Genomic DNA, 15,137 nt, shown 5'->3' on the forward strand with positions numbered 1-15,137 from the left:
ATGTTCGCGAGAGCCCTGTCCCGGTTCGCGGCGATGCTGGCGCTCGCGCTGCTGGCTGCGGCGCCCCTGACGTCCGCGGCGCGCGCGCCCGGCATCCCGCCCGGAGCCTTCGTCGCGCTGTCCTATCACGAGGTGCCCGAGGACGGCCCGCGCGAGGCGGCGCCCGGCGCCGGCCGCTACGGCGTCGAAGTGTCGGCGCTGGTCGCGCAGTTCTCATGGCTGCGCGAGAACGGCTACCGTCCGGTCAGCCTGTCCGAGATCGCCGAGGCCCGCGCCGGCGGCAAGCCGCTGCCGCCGAAGGCGGTGCTGCTGAGCTTCGACGACGGCTACGCCGACTTCTACCACCGCGTCTACCCGCTGCTGCAGCTGTTCCGCTATCCGGCGGTGATCGCGCTGGTCGGCAAGTGGATGGACGCGCCGGCCGGCACGCAGGTCGACTACGACGGCAGGCCGATGCCGCGCGAGGCCTTCCTGAGCTGGGCGCAGGTGCGCGAGATGGCCGGCTCCGGCCTGGTGGAAGTCGCCTCGCATTCGTACGACCTGCACCGCGGCGTTCGCGGCAATCCTCAGGGCAACCTGCAGCCGGCGGCCACGACGCGCATCTTCGACCCCGCCAGCGCCCGCTACGAAACCGACGAAGCCTGGCTCGGCCGCGTGCGTGCGGACCTCGAGCGCAACAGCGCGCTGATCGAGCGCGAGACCGGCAAGCGGCCGCGCGCCGTCGTCTGGCCCTACGGTCGCTACAACGGCGCGCTGCAGCAGGTCGCGCGCGAGCTCGGCATGCCGATGATGCTGACGCTGGAGGGCGGGCCGAACCTTGCCGGCGCGCCGCTGGACCGGATCCGGCGGATCATCGTCGAGTTCAACCCGGAGCTCGGCGCCTTCGTCGACGAGATCGAGCAGGTCTGGCCCGAGGACCCGCAGCGCGTGGTCCACGTCGATCTCGACTACGTCCACGATCCGGACCCCGAGGCCCAGGAGCGCAACCTGTCCGCCCTGCTCGACCGGATCCAGGCGATCCGCCCGACGACCGTCTACCTGCAGGCCTTCGCCGACCCCGACGGCGACGGCGAGGCCGACGCGCTGTACTTCCCGAACCGGCACCTGCCGATGCGCGCCGACCTGTTCAACCGGGTCGCCTGGCAGCTCGAGACCCGGGTCGGCGTGCGGGTCTACGCGTGGATGCCGATGCTGGCCTTCCGGCTGCCCGACGGCCATCCGGCGCGCGACGACCTGGTGCAGGCGGTGCGCGGCGAGGCGGGCTCGAGCTACCGCAGGTTGTCGCCGTTCTCCGCCCGGGCCCGCGCCACGATCCGGGACATCTACGAGGACCTCGGCCGGCACGCCCATTTCGCCGGCCTGCTGTTCCACGACGACGGCCTGCTCGGCGACCGCGAGGACGCGAGCGACGCGGCGCTGGCCGTCTATCGCGAGCGCTGGGGCCTGCCGGCCTCGGTCGACGCGATCCGCGCGGATGCCGGCCTGGCGGGCCGCTGGGCGGACCTGAAGACGGACTGGCTGGTCGACTTCAGCCGCGAGCTCGCCGACGCCGCCGGGCGCTTCACCGCGCCGCTCAAGACAGCTCGCAACCTGTACGCGGCGCCGGTCCTCGACGCCGACGCCAAGGCCTGGTTCGCGCAGTCGCTGCCGGCCTTCCTGCGCGGATACGACCACGTGGCGCTGATGGCGATGCCGTACATGGAGGGCGCCGCCGAGCCCCGCCGCTTCCTGTCCTCGCTGGTCGAGGCCGTCGCGGCGCAGCCCGAGGGCCTGAAGCGGACCGTGTTCGAGCTGCAGGCGCGCGACTGGCGCGGCCGGCGCGAGGTGCCCGCGGCCGAGCTGGCCGCCTGGATCCGCCAGCTGGAGCTCGCCGGCGCCACGAACGTCGGCTACTACCCCGACGATCCCCATGCCGGCGTGCCCGCGCTGGGCGCGCTGGTGCCGGCCTTCTCCGTCCGCTCCCTGCCGCAGCCGTAGGTGAACATGAGCACGACCATCGCATCGATCGGCGAAGCGCTCGCGGACTTCGCGTTCTACTACCCGCTGTTCATGGCCTGGCTGTGGATGGCGGGCGCGCTGTTCTACTGGTTCCACTACGAGCGTCGCGGCGGCAAGCCGCACGAGCCGCCCCCGCTCGACGAGTTCCCGAGCGTCGCCGTGGTCGTGCCGTGCTTCAACGAGGAGGCGCACGCCGACGAGACGATCGGGTGGCTGATGAAGTCGAGGTACCCCAACCTCGAGGTGATCGCGGTGGACGACGGCAGCACCGACGACACCGGCGCGGTGCTCGAGCGGCTCGCGGCGCGCTACCCCTCGCTCAGGGTGGTGCGCCTGCTGCGCAACCAGGGCAAGGCGGCCGCGCTGAACACCGCGGCCACGATGACCCATGCCGAGATCCTCGTCTGCATCGACGGCGATGCGCTGCTCGATCCGTGGGCGATCCACTGGATGGTCTGGCACTTCCGCTGGCCGCGGGTCGGCGCGGTCACCGGCAACCCGCGTGTGCGCACCCGCTCGACGCTGCTCGGCCGGCTGCAGATCGGCGAGTTCTCGTCGACGATCGGCCTGATCAAGCGCGCCCAGCGCACCTACGGCCGGGTGTTCACCGTGTCGGGCGTCGTCGCGGCCTTCCGCCGCAGCGCGCTGCACGACGTCGGCTACTGGAGCACCGACATGCTGACCGAGGACGTCGACATCTCGTGGAAGCTGCAGGCGCGCCACTGGGACGTGCGCTTCGAGCCGAACGCGCTGTGCTGGATCCTGATGCCCGAGACGTTGCGCGGCCTGTGGAAGCAGCGGCTGCGCTGGGCGGCGGGCGGCATGCAGGTGCTGAAGAAGAACCTGCTGCCGATGCGGGCCTGGCGGCAGCGGCGGATGTGGCCGGTTTTCCTCGAGTACCTGCTGAGCGCCTTCTGGGCCTACACGATGCTCGGCCTGTTCCTGGCGTGGACGCTGCGGGTCGTGTTCGGCATTCCCACGCCGATCGAGGGCGCCTCGCTGATCCCGAGGTGGCCGGGAGTGGTCATCGGCACGACCTGCCTGCTGCAGATCGGAATCGGCATGCTGCTCGACCACCGGATCGAGAAGGGCCTTTTCCGCTACTACTTCTGGATGATCTGGTATCCGCTGGCCTTCTGGCTGCTGAGCGCGCTGACGACGGTCGTCGGCGTGCCGAAGGCCCTCTTCCGCACGACAGGGAAACGCGCAAGATGGAAAAGCCCCGACCGGGGACTGCTTCCCCAAGACCGCTGATCATCGAGCGGCCCGACCTGCAGTCGCGGCCGCAGCGGGTGGCGTCGGCGACGCTGACGGCGTTCTTCTGGGCGCTGTGGGTCTACCTGTGGCTGCCGGTGCTGGCGCTGGTCGGCTGGTGGTTCGGCGCGACTCGTTTCTACGACGAGATGGTGCGCCAGGAGGGCTACCGCCCGCTGGTCGAGATGCTCGGCTGGTACGCGATCTGCATCGGCCTGCTGGCCGGCTCGCTGATCCTCTGGGCGCTGTACAACCTCGGCCGCTTCCGCGGCCGCGAGCGCCGCAAGGCGAGGCCGGTCGTGCTCGTGTCGCAGGTGGCGGCGCGGGCGGGTCTCGACGCCGACCAACTGCTCGCCTGGCACAGGGCGCGGATCCTGCACGTGACGCACGACGACGACGGGCGGATCGTGTCGGTGACGCCGGTGCCGGTCCCGGACGCCGGCGGCACGGGCGAGAACGCGGGTGCCGGTACGGTGTCCCGGAGCCGGACGCTGGCCTGAGCCAGGGCGGGCGGCGACCCGGGGCCGACGATTCCCCGGCGGACCAGTGGGCAAGCAGGCCCGCCTCCCGGGAACCGGTAGACTTCGCGCGCCCCGTCGAGCGCTTACGCACATGACCTCCACCACGAACTCCTCCGCCAGTCCCGGCGCGGGCTGGCGACGCCGGCTCGCCGCGCGCCTCGAGGCCCCGCGCGTGCAGGGCGCGCTGATCGCGCTGATCCTGTTCAATGCCGCGGTGCTCGGTCTAGAGACCAGCGCGTCGGTGATGGCGCGCTGGGGCGAGTTGCTGCAGCGGATCGACGCGGCGATCCTCGCCGTGTTCGTCGTCGAGATCGCGCTGCGGCTCGTCGCGCACGGCGCGCGCTTCTTCCGCGACCCGTGGGCCGTCTTCGACTTCATCGTGGTCGGGATCGCGCTGCTGCCGGCATCGGGGCCGTTCGCGGTGCTGCGCGCGCTGCGGGTGCTGCGCGTGCTGCGGCTGCTGACCTTCGTGCCGAGCATGCGCCGGGTGGTCGGCGGCCTGCTGGCGGCGATTCCCGGCCTGAGTTCGGTCTTCGCGGTGATCCTGCTGATCTTCTACGTGGGCTCGGTCATGGCGACCAAGCTGTTCGGCGGGCAGTTCCCCGAGTGGTTCGGCTCGATCGGCGCCAGCGCCTACACGCTGTTCCAGGTGATGACGCTGGAGAGCTGGTCGATGGGGATCGCGCGGCCGGTCATGGAGGCCTTTCCGTTCGCCTGGGCCTTCTTCGTGCCCTTCATCCTGATCGCCACCTTCACGATGCTGAACCTGTTCATCGCGGTGATCGTCAACGCGATCCAGGCCGAGCACGCCGCGGAGCACGACGCGGAGGTGAAGGAGATCGAGTCGGTGGTTTCGGCGCACGCCGACGAGCGCGCCGATGCGCTGCATGCCGAGATCCGTGCGCTGCGCGGCGAGGTCGCGCGGTTGGCGGCGCTGCTGGAGAAGCGCTGAGCCCCTGACCGCGCTTGCGGGGCGGCCGGCGCCCGCGGGTAAACTGCGGCGACCGTGACCAGCCCGCGCCCCGTCCTGCAGGTCTTCGCCAGCCGCCGCATCGCGGCGATGCTGCTGCTGGGCTTCGCCAGCGGACTGCCGCTCGCGCTGTCGTCGGGCACGCTGCAGGCCTGGCTGACGGTCGAGGGCGTCGACATCACCACGATCGGCTTCTTCGCGCTGGCCGGCCTGCCCTACACCTTCAAGTTCGTCTGGGCGCCGCTCGCCGATCGCTTCGAGCCGCCGATGCTGCCCGGCAGGCGCCGCAGCTGGCTGCTGGTCACCCAGCTCGGGCTGGCGGTGCTGTGCTTCGCGATGGCCACGCTCGACCCGAAGACCTCGGTGCTCGCGGTGGCCGCCTGCGCGGTCGCGATCGCCTTCCTGTCGGCCTCTCAGGACATCGTGTTCGACGCCTACCGCACCGACCTTCTCGACGATGCCGAGCGCGGTGCCGGCGCCGCGGTGTCGGTGCTCGGTTACCGGATCGCGATGCTGGTGTCGGGCGGGCTGGCGCTGATCATCGCCGACCAGTGGCTGGGCTGGCCCAACATGTTCCGGGTGATGGGCGCGCTGTTCGGGCTGATGGCGCTGGTCACCCTGTGGTCCCCGAAACCCCCGGAGGTCGACGCGCTGCGCAGCGACGTCAGGCGCGAGCTGGTCGGTTTCGTGGCGATGCTGGCCGCCGGCGCCGGCAGTTTCTGGCTGTTGCGCCAGCTCCCGTGGGACTGGCTGGGCGAGGGCCGCTTCGCCCGTCTCGCCGCCGACACGCTGATGCTGTTGCTGGCCTGCCTCGCCGCGCTGCGCGCCGCGCGGGCCGCCGGTTTCCCGTCCTTCCTGGCGCCATGGGACGCGTTCTTCTCGCGCGAGCGCGCCGCCTGGCTGCTGGGGCTGATCGTGCTCTACAAGCTCGGCGACGCCTTCGCCGGCAGCCTGTCGACCAGCTTCCTGATCCGGGGCGCGGGCTTCACGCCGACCGAGGTCGGGGCGGTCAACAAGGTGCTCGGGCTTCTCGCCACGATCGTCGGCGCGCTGGCCGGCGGCGCCTGGCTGGCGAAGCGGCCGCTCTACGCGTCGCTGATGCTGTTCGGCGTGCTTCAGGCGGTGTCGAACTTCGGGTACTGGCTGATCTCGGTGCTGCCCAAGAGCTACACGCTGATGGCCGCCGCGATCGGCTTCGAGAACCTGTGCGGCGGCATGGGCACGGCCGCCTTCGTGGCCTTCCTGATGGCGCTGACCGACCGGCGCTTCTCGGCGGCCCAGTACGCGCTGCTGTCGGCGCTCGCGGCCGTGGGCCGGGTCTACGTCGGGCCGGCCTCGGGAGTGATGGTCGCCGCGTTCGGCTGGCCGACCTTCTTCGTGTTCACCGTTCTCGCGGCGCTGCCGGGCCTGGCGCTGCTCGCGTGGCTCAGGCCGCAGGTGCTCGCGCTGGATCCCGCGCGCCCAGCGCGGTAGAGATCTGCGCGGCGGTCCTCAGCATTTCCGGCAGCACCTTCTGCTTCATCGCGTCGAGCGTGAAGCGCGAGGCCTGCAGGCCCGCGTTGAGGGCGGCCACGACCCGGTTGCCGGGGCCGTGCAGCGGCACTGCGATCGAGCGCAGTCCCAGCTCGAGCTCCTGGTCGAGGATGCACCAGCCGTCGCGGCGCACCTGCGCGACCCGGCGCTTCAGCTCGGCCGGGTCGGTGATCGTGCGCTCGGTGTAGGCGGGCAGCGGCGCGCTGTCCGCCAGCAGCGCGTCGAGCTCGGCCTCGGGCAGCGCGGCCAGCAGCACGCGGCCCAGCGAGGTCGCGTGCGCGGGCAGCCGCGAGCCGATGCCCAGGTTGATCGACATGATCCGCGTGCGGGTCGGCACCCGCGCCACGTAGACGATGTCGCGGCGGTCGAGCACCGCGATCGAGCAGCTCTCGTGGATGCGCTCGACCAGTTCCACCAGGTAGGGCTGGGCAAGGTCCCAGATGCCCTGCGCGTGCAGGAAGGCGAAGCCCAGGTTCAGCACCTTGGGCCGCAGCGAGAAGAGCCGGCCGTCGGACTCGGCGTAGCCGAGCTCGCACAGGGTCAGCAGCAGCCGGCGCGCGGCCGCCCGGGTCAGGCCGGCGCGCCGCGCGACCTCGGAGAGCGTCATCGCAGCGTGCTCGCGGTCGAAGGTCTCGATCACCGCCAGGCCGCGCGCGAAGGACTGGACGAAATCGGGATGTTCCGTGGTTGACAGGCCGGGGTCGCGGGCCTCTAATGGCGGCTTCATGTGCGCTATTGGAACATGTGTGCGCCAAGCGCACAATGCCCGAAGCGGCCGACAGGAGAGGATTTCCCGATGATCGACAAGACCGTGGCCTCGCTGCAGGAGGCCGTCGCCGGCGTTCACGACGGCGCCACCGTGCTGATCGGCGGCTTCGGCGGGGCCGGCCAGCCGACCGAGCTGATCGAGGCCCTGATCGCGCAGGGCGCGAAGGACCTGACGGTCGTATCCAACAACGCCGGCAACGGCGAGGTCGGCCTGGCCGGTCTGCTGAAGGCGGGCCGGGTGCGCAAGCTGATGTGCTCGTTTCCGCGCGCCGTCGACTCCTACGTGTTCGACGGCCTGTATCGCGCAGGCAAGATCGAGCTGGAACTGATCCCGCAGGGCAACCTGGCCGAGCGGATCCGTGCGGCCGGCGCGGGCATCGGCGCCTTCTACACCCCGACCGGCTTCGGCACGCTGCTGGCCGAAGGCAAGGAGACCCGCCGGATCGGCGACCGTGATTACGTGCTCGAGTACCCGATCCACGCCGACTTCGCGCTGATCAAGGCGCGCAAGGGCGACCGCTGGGGCAATCTCGTGTACCGCAAGACCGCGCGCAACTTCGGCCCGATCATGGCGAGCGCCGCGAAGTGTGCGATCGCCCAGGTCGACGAGATCGTCGAGCTCGGCGCGCTCGACCCCGAGGCGGTCGTCACCCCCGGCATCTTCGTCAAGCGGGTCGTGCAAGTGGGCGCGGCCCCGGCTGGCGCGCAGGGCGCCACGGCCTGACCCGAACCGGAGAACCCGAATGAACAAGTGGACCCGTGACCAGATCGCCGCCAACGTGGCGCGCGACATTCCCGACGGCGCCTACGTGAACCTCGGCATCGGGCTGCCCACGCTGGTGGCCAACCACCTGCCCGAGGGGCGCGAGATCGTATTGCACAGCGAGAACGGCATCCTCGGCATGGGGCCGGCGCCGGCCGCCGGCCAGGAGGACTGGGACCTGATCAACGCCGGCAAGCAGGCGGTCACCGAACTGCCCGGTGTGTCCTACTTCCACCACGCCGACTCGTTCGCGATGATGCGCGGCGGACATCTCGACTTCTGCGTGCTCGGCGCCTTCCAGGTGTCGGCCGCGGGCGACCTCGCCAACTGGCACACCGACGCGCCCGACGCGATTCCGGCCGTCGGCGGCGCGATGGACCTCGCGATCGGCGCCAAGCAGGTGTTCGTGATGATGGAGCACCTGACCAAGTCCGGCGAGAGCAAGCTGGTCGAGCGCTGCAGCTATCCGCTGACCGGGATCGCCTGCGTGTCCCGCGTCTACACCGACCTGGCCGTCATCGACATCGGCCCCGAGGGCTTCGTCGCGACCGCCTGGGTCGACGGCCTGTCCTTCGAGGAGCTCGCGAAGCTGACCGCTGCGCCGCTCAGGCGCGGCGACCGCGGGCAGCGGGCAGCCTGATCCGCGGGGCCCGCAGATGTCGCGCTCCCCGGAGATGCAGCGTTCGCCGCAGGCTGACGGCGCAGACGCGGGCCCGGCCGCCGCGCTGGCCTTCGACGGCCGCACGAGGTTCACCTACACCGGCTTCGCGGCGCGGGTGCTGTTCGGTGACGGCTCGCTGGCTGCCCTGCCCGACGAAGTCGAGCGGCTCGGCGCGCGCCGCGCGCTGGTGCTGTGCACGCCCGAGCAGCGAGAGGCCGCCGAGCGCGCGGCGGCGCAGCTCGGCGATCGCGCCGCCGGCATCCACGACCGCGCGGCGATGCACGTGCCGCTCGAGACCGCGATCGCGGCGCGCGACGAGGCCGCGCGGCTCGGCGCCGACTGCTGCGTCGCGGTCGGCGGCGGCTCCACCGTCGGCCTGGGCAAGGCGATCGCGCTGACCTCGGGCCTGCCGATCGTCGCGGTGCCGAGCACCTTCGCCGGCTCGGAGATGACAGCGATCTGGGGGCTCACCGAAGGCGGCGTCAAGAAGACCGGCCGCGACCCGAAGGTGCTGCCCCGGACCGTGATCTACGATCCGGTCATGCTCGAGACGCTTCCGGCGAAGATCGCCGGCCCGTCCGGCATGAACGCGATCGCGCACTGCGTAGAGGCCCTGTACGCGGTCGACGCGAACCCGATCGTGTCGATGATCGCCGAGGAGGGCATTCGCGCGCTGGCCGAGAGCCTGCCGACGGTGATCGACACGGCCGTGACCGGCGAGCAGCGCCGCGCCGCGCTGGGCCTCGCGCAGTACGGCGCATGGCTGGCCGGCACCGCGCTGAACGGCGTGTCGATGGCGATCCACCACAAGTTGTGCCACACGCTCGGCGGCAGCTTCAACCTGGGGCACGCCGAGACGCACACCGTGGTGCTGCCCTACGCCACCGCCTACAACCGCGAGGCCGCGCCGCAGGCGATGCAGCGGATCCGCCGCGCGCTCGGCCGCTTCGGCGACGGCGACGCCGCCACCGGCCTGCAGGCGCTCGCGCGCGCGCTCGGCGCGCCCACCTCGCTGCGCGAGATCGGCATGCCGGCCGACGGCCTCGACCGGGCCGCCGACCTGGCGGTGCAGAATCCGTACTGGAACCCCCGTCCGATCGAGCGCGACGCGATCCGCTCGATGCTCGACGACGCCTGGCACGGTCGCGCCCCGCGATGAGCGGCGGCGCGCCGGCCGCCGCAGCGGGCAGGCCACCATCCACTTCCATTCCCGAGGGAACCGAACCATGAGAGAAGTCTTCATCTGCGACGCGGTCCGCACGCCGATCGGCCGCTACGGCGGCGCGCTGTCCACGGTGCGCACCGACGACCTCGGCGCGATCCCGCTGCGCGCGCTGCTGGAGCGCAACCCGAAGCTCGACCCGGCCGCGATCGAGGAGGTGATCTTCGGCTGCGCGAACCAGGCCGGCGAGGACAACCGCAACGTGGCCCGGATGGCCGCGCTGCTGGCGGGTCTTCCGGTCGAGGTGCCGGGCGCCACGGTCAACCGGCTGTGCGGCTCGGGCATGGACGCGGTCGGCACGGTCGCGCGCGCGATCCGCTGCGGCGAGATGGACCTGGCGATCGCCGGCGGCGTCGAGAGCATGTCCCGCGCGCCCTTCGTGATGCCGAAGGCCGACACCGCGTTCTCGCGCAGCAACGCGGTCTACGACACGACGATCGGCTGGCGGTTCGTGAACCCGCTGATGAAGAAGCAGTACGGCATCGACTCGATGCCCGAGACCGCCGAGAACGTGGCCGACGACTTCAAGGTCTCGCGCGAGGACCAGGACGCGATGGCCTTCCGCAGCCAGCAGCGCGCGGCGGCCGCCCAGAAGAACGGCTTCTTCGACGGCGAGATCGTCCCGGTCTCGATCCCGCAGAGGAAGGGCGACCCGGTCGTCGTGAACCGCGACGAGCATCCGCGCGAGACGACGATCGAGGCGCTGGGCAAGCTCAAGCCGATCGTGCGCCCGGACGGCACGATCACCGCCGGCAACGCCTCGGGCGTCAACGACGGCGCGGCGGCGATGATCCTCGCCACCGAAGAGGCCGCGAAGCGCCACGGCCTGACGCCGCGCGCGCGGCTGGTGTCGATGGCCACCGCCGGCGTCGCGCCGCGGATCATGGGCATCGGCCCGGCGCCGGCCACGAAGAAGCTGCTCGAGCGCAACGGCCGCAAGATCGGCAACATCGACGTGATCGAGCTCAACGAGGCCTTCGCCGCGCAGGGCATCGCGGTGCTGCGCGAGCTCGGCGTGCCCGACGACGCGCCGCACGTGAACCCGAACGGCGGCGCGATCGCGCTCGGCCACCCGCTGGGCATGTCGGGCGCACGCCTGGTGCTGACCGCGGTCAACCAGCTGCACCGCGGCGGCGGCAGGCTCGCGGTGGCCACGATGTGCATCGGCGTGGGCCAGGGCATCGCCACGCTGATCGAGCGCGTCTGAGCAGGCAGGGGGAGGAGACACTCATGAACTTCGACGAGTCGAACCTGACCGATGCGGTGATCGCGCGGATGGAAGGCTGCGAGAGCCCGCGCTTCAGGCAGATCATGACCAGCCTGATCCGGCACCTGCACGACTTCGCGCGCGAGGTCGAGCTGACCGAGGAAGAGTGGTTCGAGGGCATCCGCTTCCTGACCGCCACCGGGCAGATGTGCGACGACAAGCGCCAGGAGTTCATCCTGCTGTCGGACACGCTGGGCCTGTCGATGCTGGTCGACGCGATCAACCATCGCTACCCGGCCGGCGCGACCGACACCACCGTCTTCGGGCCCTTCTTCGTCGAAGGGGCGCCGGCCTTGCCGCACTGGGCGAACGTGTCCGAGGGCATGCCGGGCAAGCCCTGCTTCGTGTCGGGCACGGTGCGCGACACCGCGGGCCGGCCCGTCGAGGGCGCGGTGATCGACGTCTGGCAGACCGACGGCGTCGAGGGCCTGTACGACGTGCAGAAGCGCGAGGGCGGCATGTACGGCCGCGGCCGGATCACGACCGATGCCGAGGGCCGCTACGCGTTTCGCACGGTGCAGCCGGTGAGCTACCCGATCCCCGACGACGGCCCGGTCGGCAAGATGCTGCGCAAGATGGGCAGGCACCCGTGGCGGCCGGCGCACATCCACACGATGATCTCGCACCCGGGCCACAAGACGCTGACCACGCACATCTTCGTGAAGGGCGATGCCTATCTCGACTCGGATGCGGTGTTCGGCGTCAAGGACTCGCTGGTGGTGGACTTCGTCGACCATCCGCCCGGCGCCACGCCGGACGGCGGCCGCAGCGAGGTGGCGTTCTCCACGGCCCGCTACGACTTCGCGCTGGCCCCGGCCTGAGCGGCGCCGCAGCGCCGGCGCTGGCTCACAGCAGCCAGCGCCGCTCGTACTCGTTCTTCCTGAAGTCCTCGACCAGGAAGTCGATGAACGCGCGAACCTTCGCCGGCAGGTGCCGGCGGCTCGGGTAGGCGATGTTCATCATCAGCCGCGGCAGCTCGTAGTCGCCCAGCACCGGCACCAGCCGGCCCGCGACGACGTCGTCGTGAACGATGTAGCTGGGCTGGATCAGGATGCCGAGCCCGTCGAGCGCCGCGTTGCGCAGGATCTGCCCGTCGTTGGCCTCCAGGAAGGGCTGGATCCTCACCGACTGCGTGCGGCCCCGGCGCGTGAAGCGCAGCTCGTCGGGCCGGTTCGCGTAGGTGTAGACCAGCATGCGGTGGTCGGCCAGGTCTTCGGGCGCGGCCGGCACGCCGTTGCGGGCCAGGTATTCGGGCGAGGCCGCGAGGATCCGCCGCATCTCGGCCAGGCGCCGGATCGTGATGTTCGAGTCGGCCTCGTACTCGCGGGTGCGGATCGCGAGGTCGACGTTGTTGTCGATGATGTCGTAGTAGCGGTTGGCCGCGACGATCTGCACCGTGATGTCCGGATAGCGGCGGTGGAACTCGGGCAGCAGCGGCACCACGTGCTCCAGGCAGCAGGACAGCGACGCGGTGACCGTCAGCGTGCCCGACGGGTTGACCGAGGCGGCGTTGACCGCCGCCTCCGCCTCCGCCATGTCGCCGGCGATCGCCTTGCAGCGGCGGTAGAAGTCCTGGCCGATGTCGGTCAGGTAGAGCCGGCGCGTATTGCGCTGCACAAGCCGCGCGGCCAGCCGTTCCTCGAGCCCGGCGAGCAGCCGGCTGGCGGTCGCGTTCGACACGCCGACGGCCTCGGCGGCGCGCGACAGGCTGCCCTGTTCGGCGATCTGGATGAACAGTTCGACTTCGGTCCAGCGGTCCATCGCGAGGCGTCGAGTCTTTCCGTCGTGAAAAGGTGATTTCGGCCCGGGCGGTTCTTCGCGGCCGGCTTTCGAGTCTACATTGCATGCGATGAAAGGCCGCCGCATCCTGCTCAAGTGCGCAACGCTCGTCACGATGGACGAGCGGCTCGGCGTCATCGACAACGCCGACCTGCTGGTTCATGGCGACCGGATCGCCGCGATCGCGCACCGCATCGACGAGCCCGACGCGCAGGTCGTCGACTGCGCCGGCCGCATCGTGATCCCGGGCCTGATCAACGCCCACCTCCACACCTGGCAGACCGGGCTGCGCGGCGCGGCCGCCAACTGGACCCTGCCCGAGTACTTTCGCAGCATGCACGCCGGGCTGGCGACCTTCTTCGGGCCCGAGGACATCAACGTCGCCACGCTGGCCGGCGCGCTGAACCAGATCAACTGCGGCACGACCACGCTGGTCGACTGGTGTCACAACAACCCCACGCCCGAGCACACCGACGCGGCGATCGAGGGGCTGGCCGAGTCGGGGATAAGAGCGGTGTTCATGCACGGCTCGCCCAAGCCCGATCCGAAACCGGGCCAGCGGCCGTTCTGGGAGCTGCCGCACCCGCGCGCCGAGATCGAGCGGCTGCGCGCCGGCCGGCTGTCCGGCGACGACGCGCTCGTCACCCTCGGCATGGCGATCCTCGGTCCGCATTACTCCACCTGGGAAGTGACCCGTGCCGACTTCGAGCTGGCCCGCGAGTACGACCTGCTGAAGTCGATGCACTGCGCGGGCCTCGCGCCGCGCTGCCCCGACGGCTGGGACCGGCTCGCCGACGCCGGCCTGCTCGACGCCCGGACCAACGTGGTCCACGGCAACGACCTTGGCGACGCGCAGCTTCGGCGCATGGTCGAGGCCGGCGTCAGCTTCTCGGTCACGCCCGAGGGCGAGGCGACGCAGGGCCACGGCTTCCCGATCATCGGCCGCCTGCGCGAGCTCGGCGCGCGGCCCTCGCTCGGCAGCGACCTGGAGTCGGTGTTCGGCGGCGACATGCTCGGCGCGGCGCGCGTGGCGCTCGCGCTGCAGCGGGCGCGCGACAACGAGGCCGCGCGCGCGCGCACCGGAGAATTGCCCGCCACCAGCACGGTGCCGGTGTCCGAGGCGCTCGCCTGGATCACGATCGAGGGGGCGCGGATGCTGGGTCAGCAGCACCGGCTGGGCTCGCTGACCGTCGGCAAGCAGGCCGACCTGGTGGTCGTCGATGCCCGCTCGATCGGCATGCAGCCGGTGCACGACCCCGTGGCCAGCGTGGTGCTGCAGGCCGGCCCCGGCGACGTCGAGGCGGTGATGATCGCCGGGCACTGGGCCAAGCGCGACCACCGGCTGGCCTATCCGGGGGTCCGGGCCCGGCTCGCCGAGCTGGCAGCCTCCGGGGAGCGCATCCTCGGCCGGCTGTCGGGCGCGGGCGCGAGACAGGCCGAGGCGGCACACTGATGCAGCTCACGGGGAAGACGACGATGCGGGTCGGCTGGATAGGGATCGGAAAGATGGGGCTGCCGATGGCCTCGCACCTGGTGCGCGCCGGCCACGCGGTCCGCGGCTTCGATCCGGCGCCGGCGGCCGTGGCCGCGCTGGCGGCGGCCGGCGGCGCGGGCGCGGCTTCGGTGGCCGATGCCGCCCGCGAGGCCGAGGTCGTCGTCAGCTGCCTGCCCAACGATGCGGCGCTGCGCGAGGTCGCGACCGGCGCCGGCGCCCTGCTGGCGGCGATGGCGCCCGGCGCGGTCTTCGTCGACACCAGCACCGTGTCGCCCGGCGTGTCGGCCGAGGTGGCGCAGGCGGCCGCCGCGCGCGGGATCGAATACGTCCGATCGGCCGTGTCGGGCAACCCGGTGGTCGCGCAGGCGGCTGGCCTGACCGTGTTCATGTCGGGCGCGCCCGCGGCATGCGCGCGCGTCGAGCCTCTGCTGGGCTGCTTCGGCAGCCGCGTGTTCCGCGTCGGCGACGCCGAGCAGGCGCGCACGATGAAGCTGGTGCTCAACCTGATGATCGCGGTGTCGGCCGGCATGATGGCCGAAGCGCTGGTGCTCGGCGAGAAGGGCGGGCTCGACTGGTCGCAGATGCTCGATGTGGTCGGCCAGAGCGCGGTCGGCTCGCCGATGGTCAACTACAAGGTCCCGCCGCTGAAGAACCGCGACTACTCGTCGACCTTCTCCTGCCGGCAGATGGTCAAGGACCTCGACCTGATCCTCGGCGCCTGCGCGCAGTACGGCGTGCCGGCGCCGCTGGCCGCGCAGATGCGGCAGCTCTACGAGGCGCTGGTGGCCACCGGGGCGGGCGACGACGACTACATCGCCACGGTGAAGTTGGCGGAGCGGATGGCGGGGCTGGATGGCGGCCCCGGCGCCGCGACACTTTCCTGAAGCAGAAGGGCGACTGCCCGAC

Annotated in this window: 14 protein-coding genes; 12 read left to right on the plus strand and 2 right to left on the minus strand. The window is 71.6% G+C overall.

The features are described 5' to 3' along the window. The 5 genes from pgaB (at position 1) to M6I34_RS13480 (ending at position 6,216) form a co-directional block, all read left to right on the plus strand. Positions 1-1,977 (plus strand): poly-beta-1,6-N-acetyl-D-glucosamine N-deacetylase PgaB, encoded by a 1,977-nt coding sequence (gene pgaB / locus M6I34_RS13460; RefSeq protein ID WP_272486190.1) that lies wholly within the window; start codon positions 1-3, stop codon positions 1,975-1,977. A 6-nt stretch (positions 1,978-1,983) separates the two neighbouring features. After that, a complete protein-coding gene (gene pgaC / locus M6I34_RS13465; protein WP_272486191.1) occupies positions 1,984-3,252 on the plus strand; it encodes a poly-beta-1,6-N-acetyl-D-glucosamine synthase in 1,269 nt (422 codons plus the stop codon). Then, entirely contained in the window at positions 3,210-3,752 is a 543-nt protein-coding gene (pgaD, locus tag M6I34_RS13470) for a poly-beta-1,6-N-acetyl-D-glucosamine biosynthesis protein PgaD (RefSeq protein ID WP_272486192.1), read from the plus strand. Before pgaC ends, pgaD begins: the two co-directional genes overlap by 43 nt. Before the next feature lie 112 nt (positions 3,753-3,864). Then, positions 3,865-4,725 carry an ion transporter gene (locus M6I34_RS13475; protein ID WP_272486193.1) on the plus strand — a complete coding sequence of 287 codons (861 nt, stop codon included), beginning with the start codon at positions 3,865-3,867 and terminating at the stop codon, positions 4,723-4,725. A gap of 54 nt (positions 4,726-4,779) precedes the next feature. Then, positions 4,780-6,216, plus strand: coding sequence for an AmpG family muropeptide MFS transporter (locus M6I34_RS13480; RefSeq protein WP_418953516.1), 1,437 nt, complete (start codon positions 4,780-4,782; stop codon positions 6,214-6,216). On the opposite strand, the gene M6I34_RS13485 is transcribed toward M6I34_RS13480, so the two are convergent. Then, the gene (locus M6I34_RS13485; protein ID WP_272486194.1) at positions 6,170-7,003 is read right to left on the minus strand and encodes an IclR family transcriptional regulator domain-containing protein; all 834 of its coding nucleotides are present in this window, start codon (positions 7,001-7,003) and stop codon (positions 6,170-6,172) included. The genes M6I34_RS13480 and M6I34_RS13485 overlap by 47 nt on opposite strands. A gap of 69 nt (positions 7,004-7,072) precedes the next feature. Here M6I34_RS13485 and M6I34_RS13490 point away from each other — a divergent pair, with 69 nt between their 5' ends. The 5 genes from M6I34_RS13490 (at position 7,073) to M6I34_RS13510 (ending at position 11,778) form a co-directional block, all read left to right on the plus strand. Next, on the plus strand, positions 7,073-7,768 hold the full coding sequence (locus M6I34_RS13490) for a 3-oxoacid CoA-transferase subunit A (protein ID WP_272486195.1): 696 nt from the start codon (positions 7,073-7,075) through the stop codon (positions 7,766-7,768). A 19-nt stretch (positions 7,769-7,787) separates the two neighbouring features. Continuing rightward, on the plus strand, positions 7,788-8,447 hold the full coding sequence (locus M6I34_RS13495; RefSeq protein WP_272486196.1) for a 3-oxoacid CoA-transferase subunit B: 660 nt from the start codon (positions 7,788-7,790) through the stop codon (positions 8,445-8,447). A 16-nt stretch (positions 8,448-8,463) separates the two neighbouring features. Continuing rightward, on the plus strand, positions 8,464-9,627 hold the full coding sequence (locus M6I34_RS13500; protein WP_272486197.1) for a maleylacetate reductase: 1,164 nt from the start codon (positions 8,464-8,466) through the stop codon (positions 9,625-9,627). Positions 9,628-9,694: 67 nt separating this feature from the next. Continuing rightward, positions 9,695-10,897: a 3-oxoadipyl-CoA thiolase gene (gene pcaF / locus M6I34_RS13505; RefSeq protein WP_272486198.1), complete on the plus strand. Its 1,203-nt coding sequence runs from the start codon at positions 9,695-9,697 to the stop codon at positions 10,895-10,897. A gap of 23 nt (positions 10,898-10,920) precedes the next feature. Beyond that, positions 10,921-11,778: an intradiol ring-cleavage dioxygenase gene (locus tag M6I34_RS13510; RefSeq protein ID WP_272486199.1), complete on the plus strand. Its 858-nt coding sequence runs from the start codon at positions 10,921-10,923 to the stop codon at positions 11,776-11,778. A gap of 25 nt (positions 11,779-11,803) precedes the next feature. Here the strand turns inward: M6I34_RS13510 and M6I34_RS13515 are convergent, their stop codons facing one another. Further along, positions 11,804-12,718: a LysR family transcriptional regulator gene (locus M6I34_RS13515; RefSeq protein ID WP_272486200.1), complete on the minus strand. Its 915-nt coding sequence runs from the start codon at positions 12,716-12,718 to the stop codon at positions 11,804-11,806. Positions 12,719-12,806: 88 nt separating this feature from the next. Here M6I34_RS13515 and M6I34_RS13520 point away from each other — a divergent pair, with 88 nt between their 5' ends. Beyond that, positions 12,807-14,189: an amidohydrolase family protein gene (locus tag M6I34_RS13520; protein WP_272486201.1), complete on the plus strand. Its 1,383-nt coding sequence runs from the start codon at positions 12,807-12,809 to the stop codon at positions 14,187-14,189. Beyond that, positions 14,189-15,115: an NAD(P)-dependent oxidoreductase gene (locus tag M6I34_RS13525; RefSeq protein WP_272486202.1), complete on the plus strand. Its 927-nt coding sequence runs from the start codon at positions 14,189-14,191 to the stop codon at positions 15,113-15,115. Before M6I34_RS13520 ends, M6I34_RS13525 begins: the two co-directional genes overlap by 1 nt. The last annotated feature ends 22 nt before the right edge of the window (positions 15,116-15,137 follow it).

The organism is Zeimonas sediminis, assembly GCF_023721795.1.
In the GTDB taxonomy this organism is placed as follows: domain Bacteria; phylum Pseudomonadota; class Gammaproteobacteria; order Burkholderiales; family Burkholderiaceae_E; genus Zeimonas; species Zeimonas sediminis.